Below are 16,771 nucleotides of genomic sequence, written 5' to 3'. Positions count from 1 at the left end.
TGATGTGATTCAGATCGTGGCCCGCGGTGAGCTTGATCATGTGCGCGATCGACTCCTGGCCGCGCTCCGAGTGCATGCCATAGTTCTCCCACGCGCTGCGCGGGACCGACTTCAGCAGCACGATGTTCGCCTCGCGCTGCGCGGTGTAAGCGGCCAGCGACTGCCTCGGGTCGCGCTTCGCATAACCGAAGGTGTTGGCCCAGGCGTCTTGATCGTAGGCCTGCACGGCGACGCCGGGGCTGGCGAGGATCTGCCGCATGCGCCAGCCGATGGCGACTTCGGCGTCCGCCAGGTGCGCGACAATCTCGGCCACCGACCACTTCCCCGGCGCGGGACGCTTCGCCAGCCGCTTCTTGTCTTTGCCGCGCAACAGCGCAGCCAGCTTCTTCGGCGCTTGCTGCTGGAGCTTCAGCGCGTCCTTGCCATCGGAGTGGCTCAGGATGCGGGCGATGTACTGCTGAACGGTCTCAGGCATGGGACGTTCTCCTGCCTTGAGTGGATGAGCGACAGAACGGCCGGGTCGCGGAATCTTTTTCCGCGCGCGACTTCTCGCCTCCCACCCAAGCAAAACCGGCTTGGGTGGGGCACCCATAGTTGGATTGGGTGCAACAAGCGTAGGCTGGCCCACCCGGCGGGCGGGCGACCCGGGTGCTGAGCGTGATGGATGCCTTCACGCGCGAGTGCCTGGCGCTGGAGGCGGACACCAGCTTCGCCTCGCGGCGAGTGACGCGGGTGCTGGAGGAGATCGCGGCCGAGCGCGGAGCACCGCAAGCGATCCGCTGCGACAACGGGCCGGAGCTGACCAGCCGCCACTTCCTCGCCTGGTGCGTGGAGCGGCGGATCGAGCTGCGCCACATCCAGCCCGGCAAGCCGCAGCAGAACGCACGGGTCGAGAGCTTCCACGGGCACATGCGGGAAGAGTGCTTGCGCCTGAGCTGGTTCGAGAACCTGTTCGACGCGCGGCGCAAGATCGCGGCGTGGCGGACCGAGTACAACGAACAGCGGCCACACAGCAGTCTGGGATATCGAACGCCGAAGGAGTTTGCTACAGAGATGGGGGCGGCTTCGGACGGCAAGAAACCGCCGTCCTCAGCCGCAGAACCAAGAACAGGAGCTAAATCAGGTGTCGTATGATCGCGTGTGTGGAGAATGGGGGCAGGTCACTGCCACAGTCATGAGCAATGTAGACGGGACAGCCATCAAGGAAGAGTCGGATTTTTATCCGTGGGGTGGTGAGCAAGTCATTCGAGGTAGAAGGCGGTGAGTTAGTACACGCCGGTTACGCACGGGTTGATCTGAGTAACGGTACGGCTGAGCACATTGGATTTCTTGGCGCGGGCGTTGATCTTGTGCTGACCAATGTGAGCCTAAGCCACATCGCTACCCCAGGTTCTTTCGGGATCGTGGGCGAAGGGGGCTTTCAAGGAGCCGCTGGAGGGGTCGGAGCCTACCTTAACGTCCATTCAGTCACAGATTGTATCGACCATAAGGGACGGTAGACAATGATTGCGCTAATCATCGGTGATCCCTCTTCTCCCGCCTGGCTCAAACACCTAACGGGACTACTAAGCATCGCGCTCGTTTTTTATGTCAGCTTCTTTGTCAGGTTGCCACGAACAGCCGGGAAGCCCCGGTCTTTCGCACCTAAATTCACATATCCTCGCGATACTTTTAAGGGTTTCATGCAACGGATTGGATTCACGCTTGCATTCGGGGCGTTCGTGGTGGTCGTCTATCTAGGCATTGGGCGACTGGCGACACTTCTGTCGCCCTACAAATAGCACACTGAAGGCATCCACTAACCGCGCGGATACAGCGGATACAGAGGGGAAGAAACCCACGCGGCATAGCTTTCACGGCGACCACTTTTCTTACGAGGTCGTTACATACGTTACGTAACGTTAGGGTCTCTTACTTGTTCTTCGAAGATGCTCATTATTTCTGGAACGCGATGTGCCCCGTCACCGTAAAACAGACATTTTCGGGGCGATGTGCAGCACATATCCCGGAAACGAGAGGGCATCTGATAGGGCGGGTGGCCCACCCTACCCGCTGCGCAGGAATTATAGAGACGGAGAATCCTGAGGGTGCCCCATCCTTCGCGCGCGGTGTTCGCGCGAAGGGTGGGAGCAAGCCACCAGAATGTGGGTGCCCCACCCGAGCCCCGCCGCGGCGGGCTCGGGTGGGAGGCAGAATCCTCATAGGTTCGCCTTCCTGGCCGAAGCCGTTGTAGCTCTTGAGGTCGCTCGGCATGGGAAGAGAGTACCGCCGTCGCCGACTCATGCAACATCTTCGATTCGCTTGTTCTGGATCTGGAACAAGCGTTCCCACCCGAGCAACGGCGGCTCGCCCGCCCGAAAGAGTTGCGCGGCCTCGACTAGCCCTTAGCCACTGGCCACTTTTCCTGTCAAGCCCTCACTCCACCTGCTTTCTCGCTAAACCGCTGAGCACAATCGAAATAGAGTTCCCTCCCCGATGTCCGGTTTCACCCCTCCCGTATGTCATGCTGAAAGTGGCGGAGTGTACCTACACCCCGCCGGCCACTGCTCTTTCTCAACCCGCAAGCTCAAGCCGTAGGGTTACCCTACCCGCATCCCGTTCTGAACAATCGGAAATCGCCAGGACACCCCGGGGGGAGGGGATACCTCGAAGGTAATCGCGAAGCCGTGCGAGAGGTTATTGCTCTCTTACCTGCAGGGATGACCGCTTGCCGACCTAGGCGACGGCGGCGACTTCGAGTTCGGCGGCGAGGGACTTGGCAGTGCCGGGGCCTTCGACCTTGGCGGCTTCCAGCGCGGCGTCGGCGCGGTTGATGACCTCGGTGACGATGTCGATGGGGTCGTACTTGGCCTGCATCACCGCCTCGGCGATGCCGACGGTCATGGGCGGCTGCTTCTCGGTGCCGGGGATCTTCACGCTGCCCAGCACTTTGCGCAGCTTGTCGATGACGAAGAAGGCGTTCTTGTCGTTGGTGTCGGCCAGCACCACCGCGATGGTGGTGAGCTCGTAGCGCACCGCGACGTCGTTCTGCCGGATGTGCGAGCAGATGACCTGGCCGAGCTGCGTCATCATGTTCTCGACCGCCTGCTCGCCGATCTCCTTGACCAGCGTCCCGGATTTGCCGAAGTGCAGCAGCATCAGCGTCGAGGTGGAGTTCTGCTGCACCGAGCGCCGCGTCTCCGACAGCAGCACGTCGAGGTAGCTGGAGCGCTTGAGCAGGCCGGACTTCTCGTCGGTGACGGCGAGCGTCTTCATCAGCGAGCGCAGCTTGGCGTTGGAGACGGCGAGCTGCGTCTGGTCGGCGATGGTCTTCAGCACCACCACGTCGGTCTGGCGCCACTGCCGCTGCTGGCCGCACTGCTCCAGGATGATCATGCCGGCGTGCTCGTCGCCATCCATCAGCGGCACCGCGAGGATGCTCTTGATGTCGAGCGCGGTCAGGAATGGCTGCACAGGACCGAGCTCGGGCGACTTCTGCGCGTCGGCCAGCGAGACGAAGCCCTGCGCGATGGACATCTGCTGCAGCGTGCCCAGCAACTTCACGATGGCCTGGACGTCGGATTGCTTGATGCCGGGCGCGCAGTACTCGAGCGCCGCCGAGGGCGGCTTGCCCGGATTGCACAGGCCCGCGATACAGCGCGAGGCGCTCCAGTGCCGGCCGACGTCGTTGACCGCGGCGAACAGCACGCCCTTCACGTTGGACTGGCGGTAGATGTTGCGCGTGATCTCGGTGACGCGCGAGATGTTGTCGACGGCGTTCTCGCCGTGCTCGGCGGGCGGCGGCGCGGGCGCGGCGGCCACCGGCGCCGCAGCGGCGACCGGAGCCGCGACGGGCGCGGGCGCGGCGCCGCCTTCGTACTTCGGCACGTAGCCGGCGTTCATGTACAGGTTGCGCAGCTTCTCGTTCTTCTCTTCTTCGCGCGGGAAGAGCTTGTTGATGCGCTCCAGGCGCTCGATGGCCTTCGAGCGCATGCCGTACTGGATGTAGATCTCGGCCTGGAGGATGAAGTCCTCCAGCACGGTGGGCTCGCTGTCGACCTGCTTCTGCTGAGTCGCGGGCTCGCCGGGCACGGCGCCGACGGCGGCGAAACGGTTGGCGATGGCGCTGTAGCGGTTCTGATCGATCTTGCCGCGCAGCATCTCGAGGCGCTTCTGGTAGCCCTTCTCGTAGGGGTCTACCTCGGCGGCGCGGTCGAGCGAGTCCGACGCCTTGATGAAGTTGCCCATCGCGTAATACAGCTCGAAGAGTTTCACCAGCGCGGCGCAGTAGTCGGCCTCGCGGTTGGTGGCGTTGAACTGCTCCACCAGGTACTCGAGGAACTCGGGCGCGGGCGGATGCTTGTCCGTCACGCCCTTGATGAACTCGACGTACTCACGGCGCCGGCTGTGCTTGCTCTCGAACTCTTCCAGCTTGTGGGCGAGCGCGAGCGCCTTGCCGTGGTGCTCGGCGGTGATGAGCGCGCCGATGACCTGGCCGACGTTCTCGAGTTGCGCCGAGGGGTTCTTCTCGAACAGCTCCCAAAGGAAGGGCTCGGCTTCGAGCGGACGGTTCGAGCCCAGCAGCGCGAGCGCATAGGGCTCACGCGCTTCCGGCTTGGAGTCGGCGGCCTTGGCGAGCGGCTCCAGGATCTTGATGGCCTCGGCGGACTTCCTGTTCTCGGTGAGCGCGGCGCCGTAGGCGATGGCCAGCGCCTGGTTGGCAGGGTCCAGCGGATATCCGCGCTCGAGCAGCGCGAGCGGGCTGGAGCCCGCCTTCTTCTCCAGTTCGGCGGCGTGGAGATAGGCGTCGGCCGCGGTCTTGTTGTCGCCGGTCTCGGCGGTGAGGATGCCGAGCTGCTTCCAGTTCTCCAACTCGGGCTCGAGCACGACCAGCGACTTGTAGCAGGCCGCGGCTTCTTTCTTCCTGCCGGTGGCCACGAAGGCCTTCGCCGCAGCGTGGTAGCCCTCGAGCGCTTCCTTCTTGTCGCCCTTCTTCTCGGCGAACTGGGCGTGCTTGAAGACCTGTTCGTTGGTCGGCTGGCCGACGCGGATGAGCTTCTTGTAGGTGATGAGCGCGCCGGCGGCGTTGCCGATCTGCGCCTGGCGGTCGAAGAGCTCGCTCAGCAGCTCGTGCGCGTCCTTGGGACGGCCGAGGGCGATGCACAAGTCGGCGGCCGACTGCCGGACGGCATCCTGATTGGGGTCCGCTTCCAGGATGTCGATGTACTCGTTCAGGGCGTCGTTCTGCTTGCCCTTCTGGAGATACTTCTCGGCTTTTTCCAGGTGCTTGGAGATGTCAGCCATCGCGGACCCTGCGTCATCGCTGGCGGGCGCGCGAAGAAAGTCCGGCCGCGAAGAAGCGGCAAAAGACTGTTGTGGCAGCCAGTGTGAGGCTTGCGTATTGTATGCGGAACGCTACAGCAGCGGCAATTAGGGAAAAAGCCTGAGAGCGCGGTTTTTGGGGCAGGAGCGGGATGAACGAGAGCGGGTTGCGGAAAGAGCTGACTGCCGGCCAGATGGCCATGGTCGCCATCGGAGGGTCGATCGGGACGGGGCTGCTGCTGGGCTCCGGCGCGGCCGTCAAGCTCGCCGGACCGGCGGTGATCCTGAGCTACGTGATCGCGGCGCTGGTGATGGGCGTGGTCGCGCTCGCCATCGGCGAGATGGCCTGCGTGCACCCCGCGGCCGGGTCCTTCGGTGTCTACGCCGAGGAGTACCTGAACCCGTGGGCGGGGTTCATCTCGCGCTACGGCTACTGGTTCGCCATGGTGACCTCGATCGGGGCGGAGATGGTGGCCTCGGCGACCTACGCGCGCTACTGGTTCCCCGGCGTGCCGGCGTGGGCGTTCGTGCTCGGATTCGGTGCGCTGCTGGTGGGCGCCAACGTCCTGCCGGTGCTGCACTACGGCTGGTTCGAATACTGGTTCGCCATGCTGAAGGTGGTCACGATCGTGGCGTTCATCGTGCTGGGCGGGCTGTTCCTCGCCGGCGGGCGCGTGGCGCCGCAGTACACCGCGAGCGGCGGGTTCTTCCCCAACGGCGGGCTCGCGCCGCTGCTGGCGACCGCGTTCGCCATCTTCACCTTCGGCGGGGTGGAGATGGTGGCCATCGCGTCGGGCGAGGCGAAGTCGGGCAAGGACGTGGCGCGCGCGACCTGGGTGATGTACGGCGTGCTGACGTTCATCTACGTGGGCGCGGTCGCGGTGCTGGTAGGCGTGCTGGCGTGGCGCGAGGCGGGAGTGGCCGAGAGCCCGTTCGTCAGCGTCTTCCGGCTCGCGGGGCTGGGCGGCGCGGCGACGGTGATGAACGTGGTCGTGCTGACCGCGGCGCTCTCGGGCGCGAACGCTTCCCTCTACTCGGCGGCGCGCATGGTGTTCTCGCTGGCGCGCACCGGCTATGCGCCCAGCGGGCTGGGAAAGCTGACGCGGCACGGCTCGCCGCTGCGGGCGCTGATGGCCTCGAGCCTGGGGATCGTCGCGGCGGCGTGGGTGGCGGTGCGGTACCCGGAGAGCGCGTTCCTCTACATGTTCGGCGGAGCGCTGGGCGGCGGCGTGGCGGCGTGGCTGGTGGGGCTGGCGGCGCACGTGCAGTTCCGGCGGCGGATGTCGGCGGAACAGATCAAGGCGCTGCCGCTGCGGCTGCCGGGCGGCGCGGCCAGCTCCGTGGTCGCGTTCATCGTGATGTCGCTGGCGGTGCTGGCGACGTGGCCGACGCAGCTGCGGGTGACGCTGCTGGGCGGCCCGCCCATCCTAGGGGCGCTGACGGTGGCGTATTTCGTGACGCGCGGGCGGCGCGGTTCGAACCCGCCAAGGTAGCGGCCGCGGGGCGTCCGCGAGTTTTCGCTTGACATTCGCCCTGTCTTCGCCAACACTTTCGCTATGGCACTCACCAAGCGGCAGAAGCAGGTCTACGACTTCATCGCGGAGTTCCTGACGCGGAACGGCTACTCGCCCTCGTTCGAAGAGATCGGGCAGGGCATGAAGCTGAGCTCGCTGGCGACCGTCCACAAGCACATCTCCAACCTCGAGAAGAAGGGGCTGCTGAAGCGGGATTACAACCGCAGCCGCTCGATCGACGTGCTGCCGCCGAAGGGCGCGCTGAAGAAGTCGCTGGCCGCGGCGGCGGCCGCGGCGGCGCCGGCCTCCACTTCGCTGCCGCTGCTGGGGCGCATCGCCGCGGGGCGTCCGGTGGAGACACTGGAGAATCCGGAGACGATCTCGCTGACCGACATCACGCGCTCGAAAGACGTGTACGTGCTCGAGGTCTCGGGCGAATCGATGATCGACGAGCACATCATGAGCGGCGATTACGTGCTGGTGGAGAAGACGCAGACCGCGCGCAACGGCGAGATGGTCGTCGCGCTGGTCGACGGCATGGAGACCACGCTGAAGCGCATGTACAAGGAAGACGCGCAGGTGCGGCTGCAACCCTCGAACGCGGCGATGCCGCCCATCATCGTGCCGGCACAGAACGTCGCCATCCAGGGGAGAGTGATCGGGGTGCTCAGGAAGTACTAGTCGTCCGACGTCAGTCTTCGGACTCCAGGAAAGTCAAAAGCCCGGCACACATGCCGGGCTTTTTGCTGAAGACTGACGTCTGACGTTCGAAGACTTACACGTACTTCTCCAGGGCCTGCTGGATCTTCTCTTTGGCGACGTAGCCGACGATGGATTCTTTCGGCTGGCCGTCCTTATAGATGATGAGGGTGGGGATGCCGCGGACCTGGTAGCGCATGGGCGTGGCGGGGTTGCGGTCCACGTCCATCTTGCCGACCTTGACCTTGCCCTGGAACTGCGCGGCGACCTCGTCGACGATGGGGGCGAGGGCCTTGCAGGGGCCGCACCAGGCGGCCCAGAAATCAATCATCACGGGCTTGTCGGATTTGAGGACGTCCTGCTCGAACGTCTGGTCGGTGACTTCAAAGATCCCTTCGGCGGCCATTCTTCCTCCAGCTTCCTGCGCAAGTATGAGAGCAACGACTGAGTATATTGGATGCCGAGGCAGGCGGAAAGACTCAGCGGCGGCGGGACGCGGCCGGCCCTGCCGGCGAGAGGTCGGCGCTCCCCTCCAGCGCGCGCTGGAACCAGCGGCGGCGGCGCGGCGGCAACTGCTCGGCGAAGGCGGCCAGCAGCTCCTCGATCTGGCGGAGCATGCGGCGGTCGCTCCAGTTGCGCTCGTCGTAGCGCAGGCGGCGATAGGTGAGGTGGGCGAGCAACGCGTTGACGCGCTCGCGGTTCGAGGTGGCTTCCTTGTCCATGCGCGGGCGGCGCTCGCGCCAGCGCTTGGCGTCGATCACGTAGTCGGCGGCGCGCACGTCGTGCGCCAGCGAGCGCTTCTTGTCGGCGTAAAAGAAATCGAGCAGGTTGCGGTAGTGGATGAGGAAGGTTTCGAGCATGGCGTTGCGGAAGCTGCGCGGCCCGATGCCCTTGCCGCGCAGCGCGTTCGCCGTCTCGCGCACCATCTTGATCTCGTAGGCGAGGTGGCGGCGCGCCATCTCGGCGAGCTCCAGGTCGTCACGCTCCGCCTGGAAACGGCGGCGAGCCGAGACGGGCGCGGGCAGCAGCTGGTTCCGGCCGGGGAATGGGACGACGGGCGCGGGGCGTCCGCGGGGCTGCGGCGCGCGCCGCAGCGGCGCGGGCGCGATCTCGCTCACGACAAGCGGCTTGGGAGGGCGGCCGGGCATGGGCCGCAGCTTGCCAGCCGCGCGCGGCATGGCGGCCTGCGAGCGCGCCGCCGTGCGCGCTTGCTGGCGCTCCATCTGCCGTAGGCCACGAGTGAGGCGCGCTCCCATCGAAGTCTGTAGGACGCACGCGGGCAGCGGCTGGTTGCGCCCCCAAGGTGCAGCGTCAAAGGCCGCGGGCCGTGGCACCCATTTTCTTGCCGTTCCCCCTAACCGGGGGCTGCCCTTCAGGTCTAATGGGCGCATGGAGATGAGCGACCGAGGAGCGGTAGCCGCGGTGCGCGCGGGCGACCGCGAGGCGTTCCGGCTGCTGGTCGAGAAACACAGCCGCTCCATCTTCAAGCTGGCCTATCGCATGACGCAGAACGAACAAGACGCGGAAGAGGTGGTGCAGGAGACGTTCCTGCGCGCCTACCGGAAGCTGGCCGACTTCGAGTCGCGCGCGGAGGTGGGGACGTGGCTGTACCGCATCGCGGCGAACTGCTCGTACGACCTGCTCGGCCGCCGCAAGAAGCACTTCGCCGAGACGCCCATCCAGGACGAGGAAGGCGACCTGATACCGCTGCCGGCCGCGGACCCGAGCCCGGAGCGCGTGGCGCTCTCGGGCGAGCTGCGCGCCAAGCTGGCGGAGGCGATGAATGAGCTTTCGCCGGTGGAGCGGACGGCGTTCGTGCTGCGCCACTTTGAAGGACAGTCCATCGAGGAGATCGGCAAGGTCCTGGGTCTGAAGGCGAACGCGACCAAGAACAGCATCTTCCGCGCGGTGCAGAAGCTGCGCCGCGCGCTCGGCCCATTGGTGTTGGCGAGATGAAGAAAGAAATGCACCTGACGGAAGAACAGCTGGTTGCGCATCACTACGGCGACGCCGGCGCGCGCGAGCGCGCGGCGGCGGAGCAGCACCTGGCGAGCTGCGCGGAGTGCGCCGGCCGGCTCGCCGGCCTGCGCTCGTTCCTGCACGCCGTGACGGCGCCGGAGGCGCCGGCGCGCGACGAGGCTTACGGCAGCGAAGTGTGGGATCGCATCCGCGCGCACATCGCGCAGGAGCAGCCCGAGCCGCGGCGCTGGTTCGGGGTCTTCCCCGCGCAGCGCTGGGCGCTGGGTGGCGCGCTGGCCGCGCTCCTGGTGGCGGCATTCCTGCTGGGACGCTTCGTACAACCGAAGGGGCCGACGGAAACAGCCGCAGCGCCAAAGCCCGCGCCGGTCGAGGTCCGCGAGCGCGTCTTGCTGGTCGCGTTGAGCGACCACCTGGAGAAATCGCAGATGGTCCTGATCGAGCTGGCGAACGCGCCGACGCAGGGCGGGCCGGTAGACATCAGCGCGGAGCAGCGGCGCGCCGAGCAGCTGGTCGATTCCAGCCGGCTCTATCGCCAGACGGCGCAGGCGGTGGGCGATGCTTCCACGGCCAAGCTGCTGGACGAGTTGGAGCGGACGTTGCTCGACATCGCGCACAGCCCGTCGCAGCTCGAGGGGCCGGAGCTGAAGCGCATGCAGCAGCGCATCGAGGCGCGCGGCCTGATCTTCAAGGTCCGGGTGGTGGAGTCGAAGGTGCGGCGCGAGCAGTTGCCCCACAGAGATCAAGGGATGAAGAACGAATCCAAGCAGGCAGAACCGAGGAAACAGATATGAGAAGCAAGGCAGTGCTGATGGCGCTGATGTTGGCGGCGCTGGTGAGCGCGCGCGGGCAGTCGTTGGACGACGTCACGGGGAACGCGTTCGCACCGCAGACGGCGAGCGAGCGCGAGAAAGAGCGCGCGGAGCGCGACAAGGAGCGCGCGGCCGAGCGCGCCGAGCGCGAAGACGAGCTCTACAACGACGGCACCGAGTACCTGGACGAAGGCGAGTGGCAAAAGGCCCTCGGGAAGTTCGACCAGCTGATCGAGATGAAGAGCCGCCGCATGGACGCGGCGATGTACTGGAAGGCGTACGCGCTGAGCAAGCTCGGGCGGCGGCAGGAGGCGCTGGCGACGCTCGCCACGCTGAAGCGCGGCAATCCGCAGAGCAAGTGGGTGAAGGACGCGAGCGCGCTGGAGCAGGAGATCAACACGCGGCAGGGCGTCGTGCCGAAACCCGAGACGATCGAAGACTGCGAGCTGAAGGTGATGGCCATCAACTCGCTGATGAACAGCGACGAAGAGCGCGCCGTGCCGATGGTCGAGAAGCTTCTGAACTCGAACACGTGCCCGAAGGCGAAGAACCAGGCGCTGTTCGTGCTCTCGCAGAGCGACTCTCCGCGGGCGACGGCGGCGCTGATGAACATCGCGCGCGGCAACGCGCACCCCGAGCTGCAGATCAAGGCGATCCGCAATCTCGGCCTCAACGGCAACCAACAGAACAAGCAGGCGCTGGTCGAGATCTACAAGTCCACCAACGACACGGCGGTCAAGCGCACGGTGCTGCAGGCCTTCCTGACGGGCGGCGCCGAGGACGAGACGCTGGCGGTGGCGACGGGCGATCCCGATCCGGACATGCGGCGCGCCGCGATCCACCAACTGGGCGCCATGGGCGCGCACAAGCAACTGCACCAGCTCTACCAGTCGGCGCGGTCGATCGACGAAAAGAAGGCCATCATGAACGCCTGCGGCATCGGCGGCGACATTGCCTTCCTGGCACAGGTCGCCAGGAACGGCGCGGAGCAGATGGAGGTGCGCAAGGCCGCGCTCAACGGGCTGGGCATCGGAGGGGGAGGCCGCTACCTGTTCGAGGTCTACAACGCCGACACCAACCCGGAGATCCGCAAAGCGGCTATCAACGGCATGTTCATCAGCGGCGCGTGCAGCGAGATGGTGACGCTCGTGAAGAAGGAGACCAACTCCGACATGAAGCGGGCGCTCATCCAGCAGCTCTCGCTCATGGATTGTCGCGAGGCGCGCGATTACATGATGGAGATCCTGAACAAGTGAGGCCAGCCATGAAGCGACTCGTACTGTGTGTGATGTTACTGGGCGCCGCGGTCGCAACGGCGCAGGCGGTAAGACTCGAGGATCCACGCCCGCAGATCGTCAACGGCAAGATCTCCGAGCAGGCGATGAGCGGCACCCTAGCCCAGACCATCGAGCGCCTGGGGGCGGGGGGCCGGGCGGCGTGGATCGGGTACGCGGCGGCCAAGGTGGCGGGCGTGCAGCAAATGTGCTGCTTCAACGCGCGCAGCGCCTTCCGTGGAAACCCGCAGTGCTGCGGAGGATGCCGGCTGGAGAGCGGCGACAACAGCAACACCATGGGAAGAGTGAACGACTGCCCCGAGCCGCAGACGGACCGGTTCTTCGTCCTGGTGCGCGTCGGGTCGGGAGAGGTGCTGCGCATCCGGCCCGCGAGCGTGGACTGTGGTCTCGACCTGGGCGGGCTCACGCTGTACTGGCTGAACCAGGTGAAGCCGGCAGAGAGCGTGGCGTGGCTCTCGGGCTTCCTGACCAATGAATCGAAGAAGCAGCGCAACAACGCTCTCACGGCGCTGGCGCTGCACCAGGATCCCGCGGCAGAGGCCGTGTTGCTCCGCTTGTTGAAGCCGCCGCAGCCCAAAGACATCCGGAACCAAGCGGCTTTCTGGCTGGGAAGCGAGCACGGCCGGAGGGGTTACGAGGCGGTGCGCGACGCCATCCGGAACGACAGCGACTCAAAGTTCCGCCAGGAAGCGATCCTCGCGCTGAGCGAGAGCGACGAACCTGACGCGCAGCAGGAGATGATCCGGTTGGCGCACGAGGACAGGGATCCCGACGTCCGCGGGCAGGCGCTGTTCTGGCTGGCGCAGAAGGCGGGCCGCAAGGTCGGGGGCGTGATCGCCGACGTGATCGAGAACGACCCCGACACCGACATCAAGAAGAAGGCGGTGTTCGCGCTCACGCAGATGGACCACAACGAGGGGGTGCCGCTGCTCATCCAGGTGGCGAAGACGAACAAGAACCCGGTGGTGCGGAAGGAAGCCATCTTCTGGCTGGGGCAGTCGGAGGACCCGCGGGCGCTGGATTACATCGAGAGCATCCTGGCCAAGTAAGCCGCGATTGCGGCGCGCCGAGGCTTGATCCTTCGACTCGCGCTCCCCTACGGCACGGCTGAAGCCGTGCCCTTTCTGCCTCACCGCACCTTGACTTCAGCTTTGGCGCCGCGCTGCAGCTCGTTGGCCTTCATCTGCAGGTAGCGGTCCATGATCCTGGGCATCTCCACGTCCATGCGCTGGACGAAGCGGTCCTCGGCCTTCTTGATGTTGCCGTCCATCGCGTCCATCTTCTGCTGGAACTGGTCGAGGCGCGAATCGAAGCGGTTGAGGCGCGTGTTGAGCGAGGGCATGAACTGGCCGACGGCGCCCTCCGCCTGCTTCTGCATGGCGTTGAGCGTGTCGCGTGTCTTGCGGATCTCCTGCCCCTGGTAGACGACCACCGCGCCGAGCGCGAGGCACAGCAGGATGACCAACACGAGCAGGTTGCGCGTGACTGCGAGATTGCGTTCCAACATGGCTTCTTCCTCAGGTGAGATCTCGTCGTACGACGGACGTGCGATGGCGCTGGCGGCCGCGTAGCCGGTGGGCGCTTTCATGCCGCCGGCGGTCTTCGGGATGGCGGTGGGAATCTTGTCCTGGCTCGGCGCCGGCGTGTGCGAGGTGGTGGCGAAGCCGCCGACCGACGTCGGCGGGGGCGTGCGGGTCGCGCCAGCCATCTGCGTGGGCGTCGCCCGCACGGTGGTAGCGCCGATGCTCCCCATCTCCATGGTGCCGGCGATGGTGGCCGCGCCCGCGCCGAGCCGGAACTCGGGGCCGTCCTCGCCCAGGCGGAAGACGTCGCCGGGATGCAGTCTCTCGCGCATGATGCGACGACCGTTCAGCAGCGTGCCGTTGAAGCTGTTCTGGTCCTCGAGCCACAGCTCGCCCTCGGGCGTGCGCAGGACGATGGCGTGGCGGCGCGAGACCATCTCGCCGGCCGGCCGGACGTCGCACTGGGCATCGCGGCCGATGGAGACCTCGCGCTGGTCAAAGCTCCAGCGCTTGCCGTCGGCGAGTGATTCGAGCTCTACCTTCACAGGCGACTCCCATCGTGGTCCCGGCCCTTGAGCGCCACCATGATGAACAAAAGCATGAGAAAAGCAAAGCCGCTTAAGACGGCGGCGTAGGGCGCGAGCTCGGGATGGCGCCCGCGGTCGCCGAGCTGCGAGGCGTTGATGTCGCCGGCGAGGAACGCGTCGATGTCCTTGCGGATGCGCGCCTCGTCGTCGGCGTGGAAGGTCACGTGGACGGCGCCGAGGTCCTGGAAGCTGTAGCCGTAGCTCTGCAGGTTATGCGGGTCGGTGGAGTAGTCGTGGACGTAGAGGTCGCTGAGCGCCTCGAGCCCCCAGCGCGCGGCCATCAGGGGCGCGGCGCCGTAGCGCAGCGCGGCCGGCATGCTGGGCGAGAGCGTCCAGGCGGGCGCGTCTTCGCGGCAGTAGCCGGTGGGCGCGACGGCTTCGGTGCAGGCGGCCGACTCGCCCGCCTTCACGATATTGAACGGGTGGCGCTGCTCGACCGGGATGAGCAAGCCGGCGAGCAGCAGCTGCGGGATGAGCGCCAGCGGGAACACGTAGAGCGCCCAATCGGCGTTGCGCGCGAGCGCGGAGATGAGCAGGCCGAGCAGCACGCCCTGCATCGTCATCACCCACATCATCACGGTCGCGCCCAGGTAGTGGTTGCTCTGCGCGTTCATCACGGTGAGCACGGTGACGAAGAGTGCGCTTTGCACCAGCGCAACCACGCCGAGGTAGGCGAGCTTGGAGCCGAGATAGCTGAGGATGGAGAGGCCGCGCTGGCGCTCGCGGCGGTAGATGGAGATCTCGTCGACGACCTCGCGCACCGAAAACGAGCAGCCGAACCACAGGCCCGCGAAGACGACCATGAGCAGCGTCTTGGGCTCGTTAGGCCCGGCGGCGATGAGCGCGGTCAAGGCCGCGATGGCGACCGGCGGCACCAGCATGCCGGCCACGTTCTTCCAGTCCTTGAGCTTGCTGGCGAACTGGCGGGCCGCGAGCGTGCCGAACTGGCGGAGGCGCGAGTGCTTCTCCGGCCTGGCGGGCGCGACCGCGCCGCGCCGCGGAGCGGGCTCATCGCCGCCCTGCGTGAATTCCTTCGCCAGCTCGGACTGGCGGTAACGGCGCGCCCACTCGTCGGCGTCGCGCTCCAGCAGTTTCTCGTAGACCTCGTGGGGACGCGTGGCCTGGAAGTAGTGCAGCATCTCCTGGCCGGGCCCGTAGTAGGCGAGCTTCCCTTTCGCCAGGACCGCGATCTTGTCGAGCAGGGTGAACGAGCTGAGCAGGTGGGTGGTGAGCACGACGGTGGAGCCGCGATTGGCGATCTGGCGGAAGAGCTGCATCATCCGCATCTCGGTGCGCGGATCCTGGCCGGCGGTGGGCTCGTCGAGGAACAGCAGGCTGGGCTTGGAGAGCAGCTCGATGGCGACGTTGACGCGCTTGCGCTGTCCGCCGGAGAGCTCGCCGACGGCGACGTCGAGGCGGTCGCCGAGGTCGAGCAGCTCCACGACTTCCGCCACGCGCTTGCGGATCTCCTCGGCGTCAGAGTCGTCGGGCAGGCGCAGGCGGCCGGCGTAGTTCAGGCACTCGCGCACGGTCAGCGTCTTGTGCAGGATGTCGTCCTGCGGGACGTAGCCGATGAGCGAACGCAGCGAGCGGAACTCGTCATAGAGGCTCGCGCTGTTCATCAGGACGCGCCCGGAATCCGCCGGCTGGAAGCCGTTGAGGGCGTGCATGAGCGTGGACTTGCCGGAGCCGACCGGCCCGAGCAGCCCGACGAACTCGCGCGGCTCGATGACGAGCGAGACGTCGTCCACCAGCGTGACCGGCCGCTGCGTGTACTGGTCCTTGACCGTGCGCTTGAGGCGCTGCGCGACCAGGCGGACGCGCGTCCCGTCGGACTGCTGCTCGAGCTGTGAGCCGTCGAACAGCAGCTGGACGGCGCCGAGCGCGAGCTTGTCGCGCGGGTTGAGCGCCTGGCGCTTGATGCGCATGCCGTTGACGAACGTGCCGTTGTCGGAATCCTTGTCGAGGACCTCGTAGCCGGAAGCCGTGCGGCGGATCTCGGCGTGCGCGCGCGAGACGCTGGGATGGTCGAGCCGGATGTCGCTGGCGGAGTCGCGACCGAGCACCACGACCGGCTTGGTGAGCTCGAGGTCGCGCAGCACCTGCACGCGGCGGCGCGGATGGCGGTAGAGCAGCAGCTTCGCGTCGCAGTCGCCGAACTGGATGAGGTCGCCATCCTGCAGCAGGCGCTCGGAGACGCGTTGGCCGTTCACGAATGTGCCATTGCTGGAGGCCAGGTCGCGCACGGTGGCGCCGGCGGGGGTGGCGGTGATCTCGGCGTGGTTCTCGGAGATGGTGGGATGGACGATTTGGATGCGGCCTTCTTCTTTGGGTGCGCGGCCGATGCGCAGCCGGGTCGCGGTCAGCGGGATGTTCTCGACCGCGTACTGGTCGAGCACGAGCTGCAGCGAGCCGCGGCTGACAGCAGTGGCATCTTCGGCGGCGAGGCGTACCGTGACCGCCGAGCGCGAGGGCTTCACCGCGGCGGCCACCTGCGTCACCGGGCGCGATTCGCCCTTCGGCAGGTCTTCGTGGACCGCGGAAGCCGCGGCCGCGGCGCGCGCCGCCACCGCGTTCTGGAACTCGTAGGTCAAGCTATTCTTCGGCGAATGTCCGAAACGGACGCGGTCGCCGTCGTGCAGCGTGGCGCGCTCGATGCGGCTGTCGTTGACGTACGTCCCGTTGGCCGAGCTGTCTTCGACCATGACGCGGCCGCCCTCGAGCGAGAAGCGCGCGTGGATGCGTGAGACCTCAGGGTCGTTGAGCACGATCTGGTTCTGCGTGGGATGCCGCCCGGCCGTGACGGCGGTGGCTGTGACTTCAAAGCGCTTGCCGGCGTTCTCCCCCTGCTCGCCCACCAGCCAGTGGTGCGCGCCTTCCAGGTACCCGGAGCCGATGGGTGGGGTGCTGGTGTCTTGCAGGAGAGGCTTGCCGCAAAGGGCGCATTCGGCCGCGGTCCCGTAATTGACCCGACCACACGACCGACACGTCACCGTGGAAACCATTGCGAGTCCGAAGCCCTGGGAGGTTTCTCGGGGGAAGGCGCATGGTATTCGATTTTCG

At 66.5% G+C, this 16,771-nt stretch carries 12 protein-coding genes and 1 pseudogene; 7 read left to right on the top strand and 6 right to left on the bottom strand.

Annotated elements, in window-relative coordinates; translation table 11 throughout:
• Positions 1–475: DinB family protein (locus VLA96_07540; protein HSE49040.1), on the bottom strand; the 475-nt coding region annotated here is incomplete at its 3' end.
• A 158-nt stretch (positions 476–633) separates the two neighbouring features.
• Between VLA96_07540 and VLA96_07535 the strand changes: the two are divergent.
• Positions 634–1,047, top strand: a pseudogene (locus VLA96_07535) (integrase core domain-containing protein).
• A 1,668-nt stretch (positions 1,048–2,715) separates the two neighbouring features.
• Here the strand turns inward: VLA96_07535 and VLA96_07530 are convergent.
• Positions 2,716–5,283: a diguanylate cyclase gene (locus VLA96_07530; GenBank protein HSE49039.1), complete on the bottom strand. Its 2,568-nt coding sequence runs from the start codon at positions 5,281–5,283 to the stop codon at positions 2,716–2,718.
• Positions 5,284–5,453: 170 nt separating this feature from the next.
• Between VLA96_07530 and VLA96_07525 the strand changes: the two genes are divergently transcribed.
• Both VLA96_07525 and lexA read left to right on the top strand, forming a co-directional pair.
• On the top strand, positions 5,454–6,794 hold the full coding sequence (locus VLA96_07525) for an amino acid permease (protein HSE49038.1): 1,341 nt from the start codon (positions 5,454–5,456) through the stop codon (positions 6,792–6,794).
• 63 nt (positions 6,795–6,857) lie between these two features.
• Complete coding sequence (gene lexA, locus VLA96_07520; protein ID HSE49037.1) at positions 6,858–7,496, top strand: transcriptional repressor LexA; 639 nt, start codon at positions 6,858–6,860, stop codon at positions 7,494–7,496.
• A 94-nt stretch (positions 7,497–7,590) separates the two neighbouring features.
• Here the strand turns inward: lexA and trxA are convergent, their stop codons facing one another.
• Positions 7,591–7,920, bottom strand: a complete 330-nt coding sequence (gene trxA / locus VLA96_07515; protein HSE49036.1) for a thioredoxin — start codon at positions 7,918–7,920, stop codon at positions 7,591–7,593.
• A gap of 73 nt (positions 7,921–7,993) precedes the next feature.
• Positions 7,994–8,737, bottom strand: coding sequence for a hypothetical protein (locus tag VLA96_07510; GenBank protein HSE49035.1), 744 nt, complete (start codon positions 8,735–8,737; stop codon positions 7,994–7,996).
• A gap of 172 nt (positions 8,738–8,909) precedes the next feature.
• Between VLA96_07510 and VLA96_07505 the strand changes: the two genes are divergently transcribed.
• From VLA96_07505 to VLA96_07490, 4 genes are read left to right on the top strand one after another with little or no spacing between them, the layout of a single operon-like run.
• Positions 8,910–9,470 carry a sigma-70 family RNA polymerase sigma factor gene (locus tag VLA96_07505; protein ID HSE49034.1) on the top strand — a complete coding sequence of 187 codons (561 nt, stop codon included), beginning with the start codon at positions 8,910–8,912 and terminating at the stop codon, positions 9,468–9,470.
• Entirely contained in the window at positions 9,467–10,285 is an 819-nt protein-coding gene (locus tag VLA96_07500) for a hypothetical protein (GenBank protein ID HSE49033.1), read from the top strand. Before VLA96_07505 ends, VLA96_07500 begins: the two co-directional genes overlap by 4 nt.
• Positions 10,282–11,559, top strand: coding sequence for a HEAT repeat domain-containing protein (locus VLA96_07495; GenBank protein ID HSE49032.1), 1,278 nt, complete (start codon positions 10,282–10,284; stop codon positions 11,557–11,559). Before VLA96_07500 ends, VLA96_07495 begins: the two co-directional genes overlap by 4 nt.
• A gap of 8 nt (positions 11,560–11,567) precedes the next feature.
• Complete coding sequence (locus VLA96_07490; GenBank protein ID HSE49031.1) at positions 11,568–12,647, top strand: HEAT repeat domain-containing protein; 1,080 nt, start codon at positions 11,568–11,570, stop codon at positions 12,645–12,647.
• Positions 12,648–12,727: 80 nt separating this feature from the next.
• Here the strand turns inward: VLA96_07490 and VLA96_07485 are convergent, their stop codons facing one another.
• Together VLA96_07485 and VLA96_07480 are read right to left on the bottom strand one after the other, a co-directional pair.
• Positions 12,728–13,666, bottom strand: a complete 939-nt coding sequence (locus VLA96_07485) for an FHA domain-containing protein (protein HSE49030.1) — start codon at positions 13,664–13,666, stop codon at positions 12,728–12,730.
• Positions 13,663–16,701 carry an FHA domain-containing protein gene (locus tag VLA96_07480; protein HSE49029.1) on the bottom strand — a complete coding sequence of 1,013 codons (3,039 nt, stop codon included), beginning with the start codon at positions 16,699–16,701 and terminating at the stop codon, positions 13,663–13,665. Before VLA96_07480 ends, VLA96_07485 begins: the two co-directional genes overlap by 4 nt.
• Positions 16,702–16,771 lie beyond the last annotated feature (70 nt).

This window comes from Terriglobales bacterium (assembly GCA_035457425.1).
Lineage (GTDB): Bacteria > Acidobacteriota > Terriglobia > Terriglobales > Acidobacteriaceae > JACPNR01.
The sequence above is the reverse complement of the archived record's forward strand: the minus strand, read 5'-3'. Positions and strand labels throughout refer to the sequence as shown.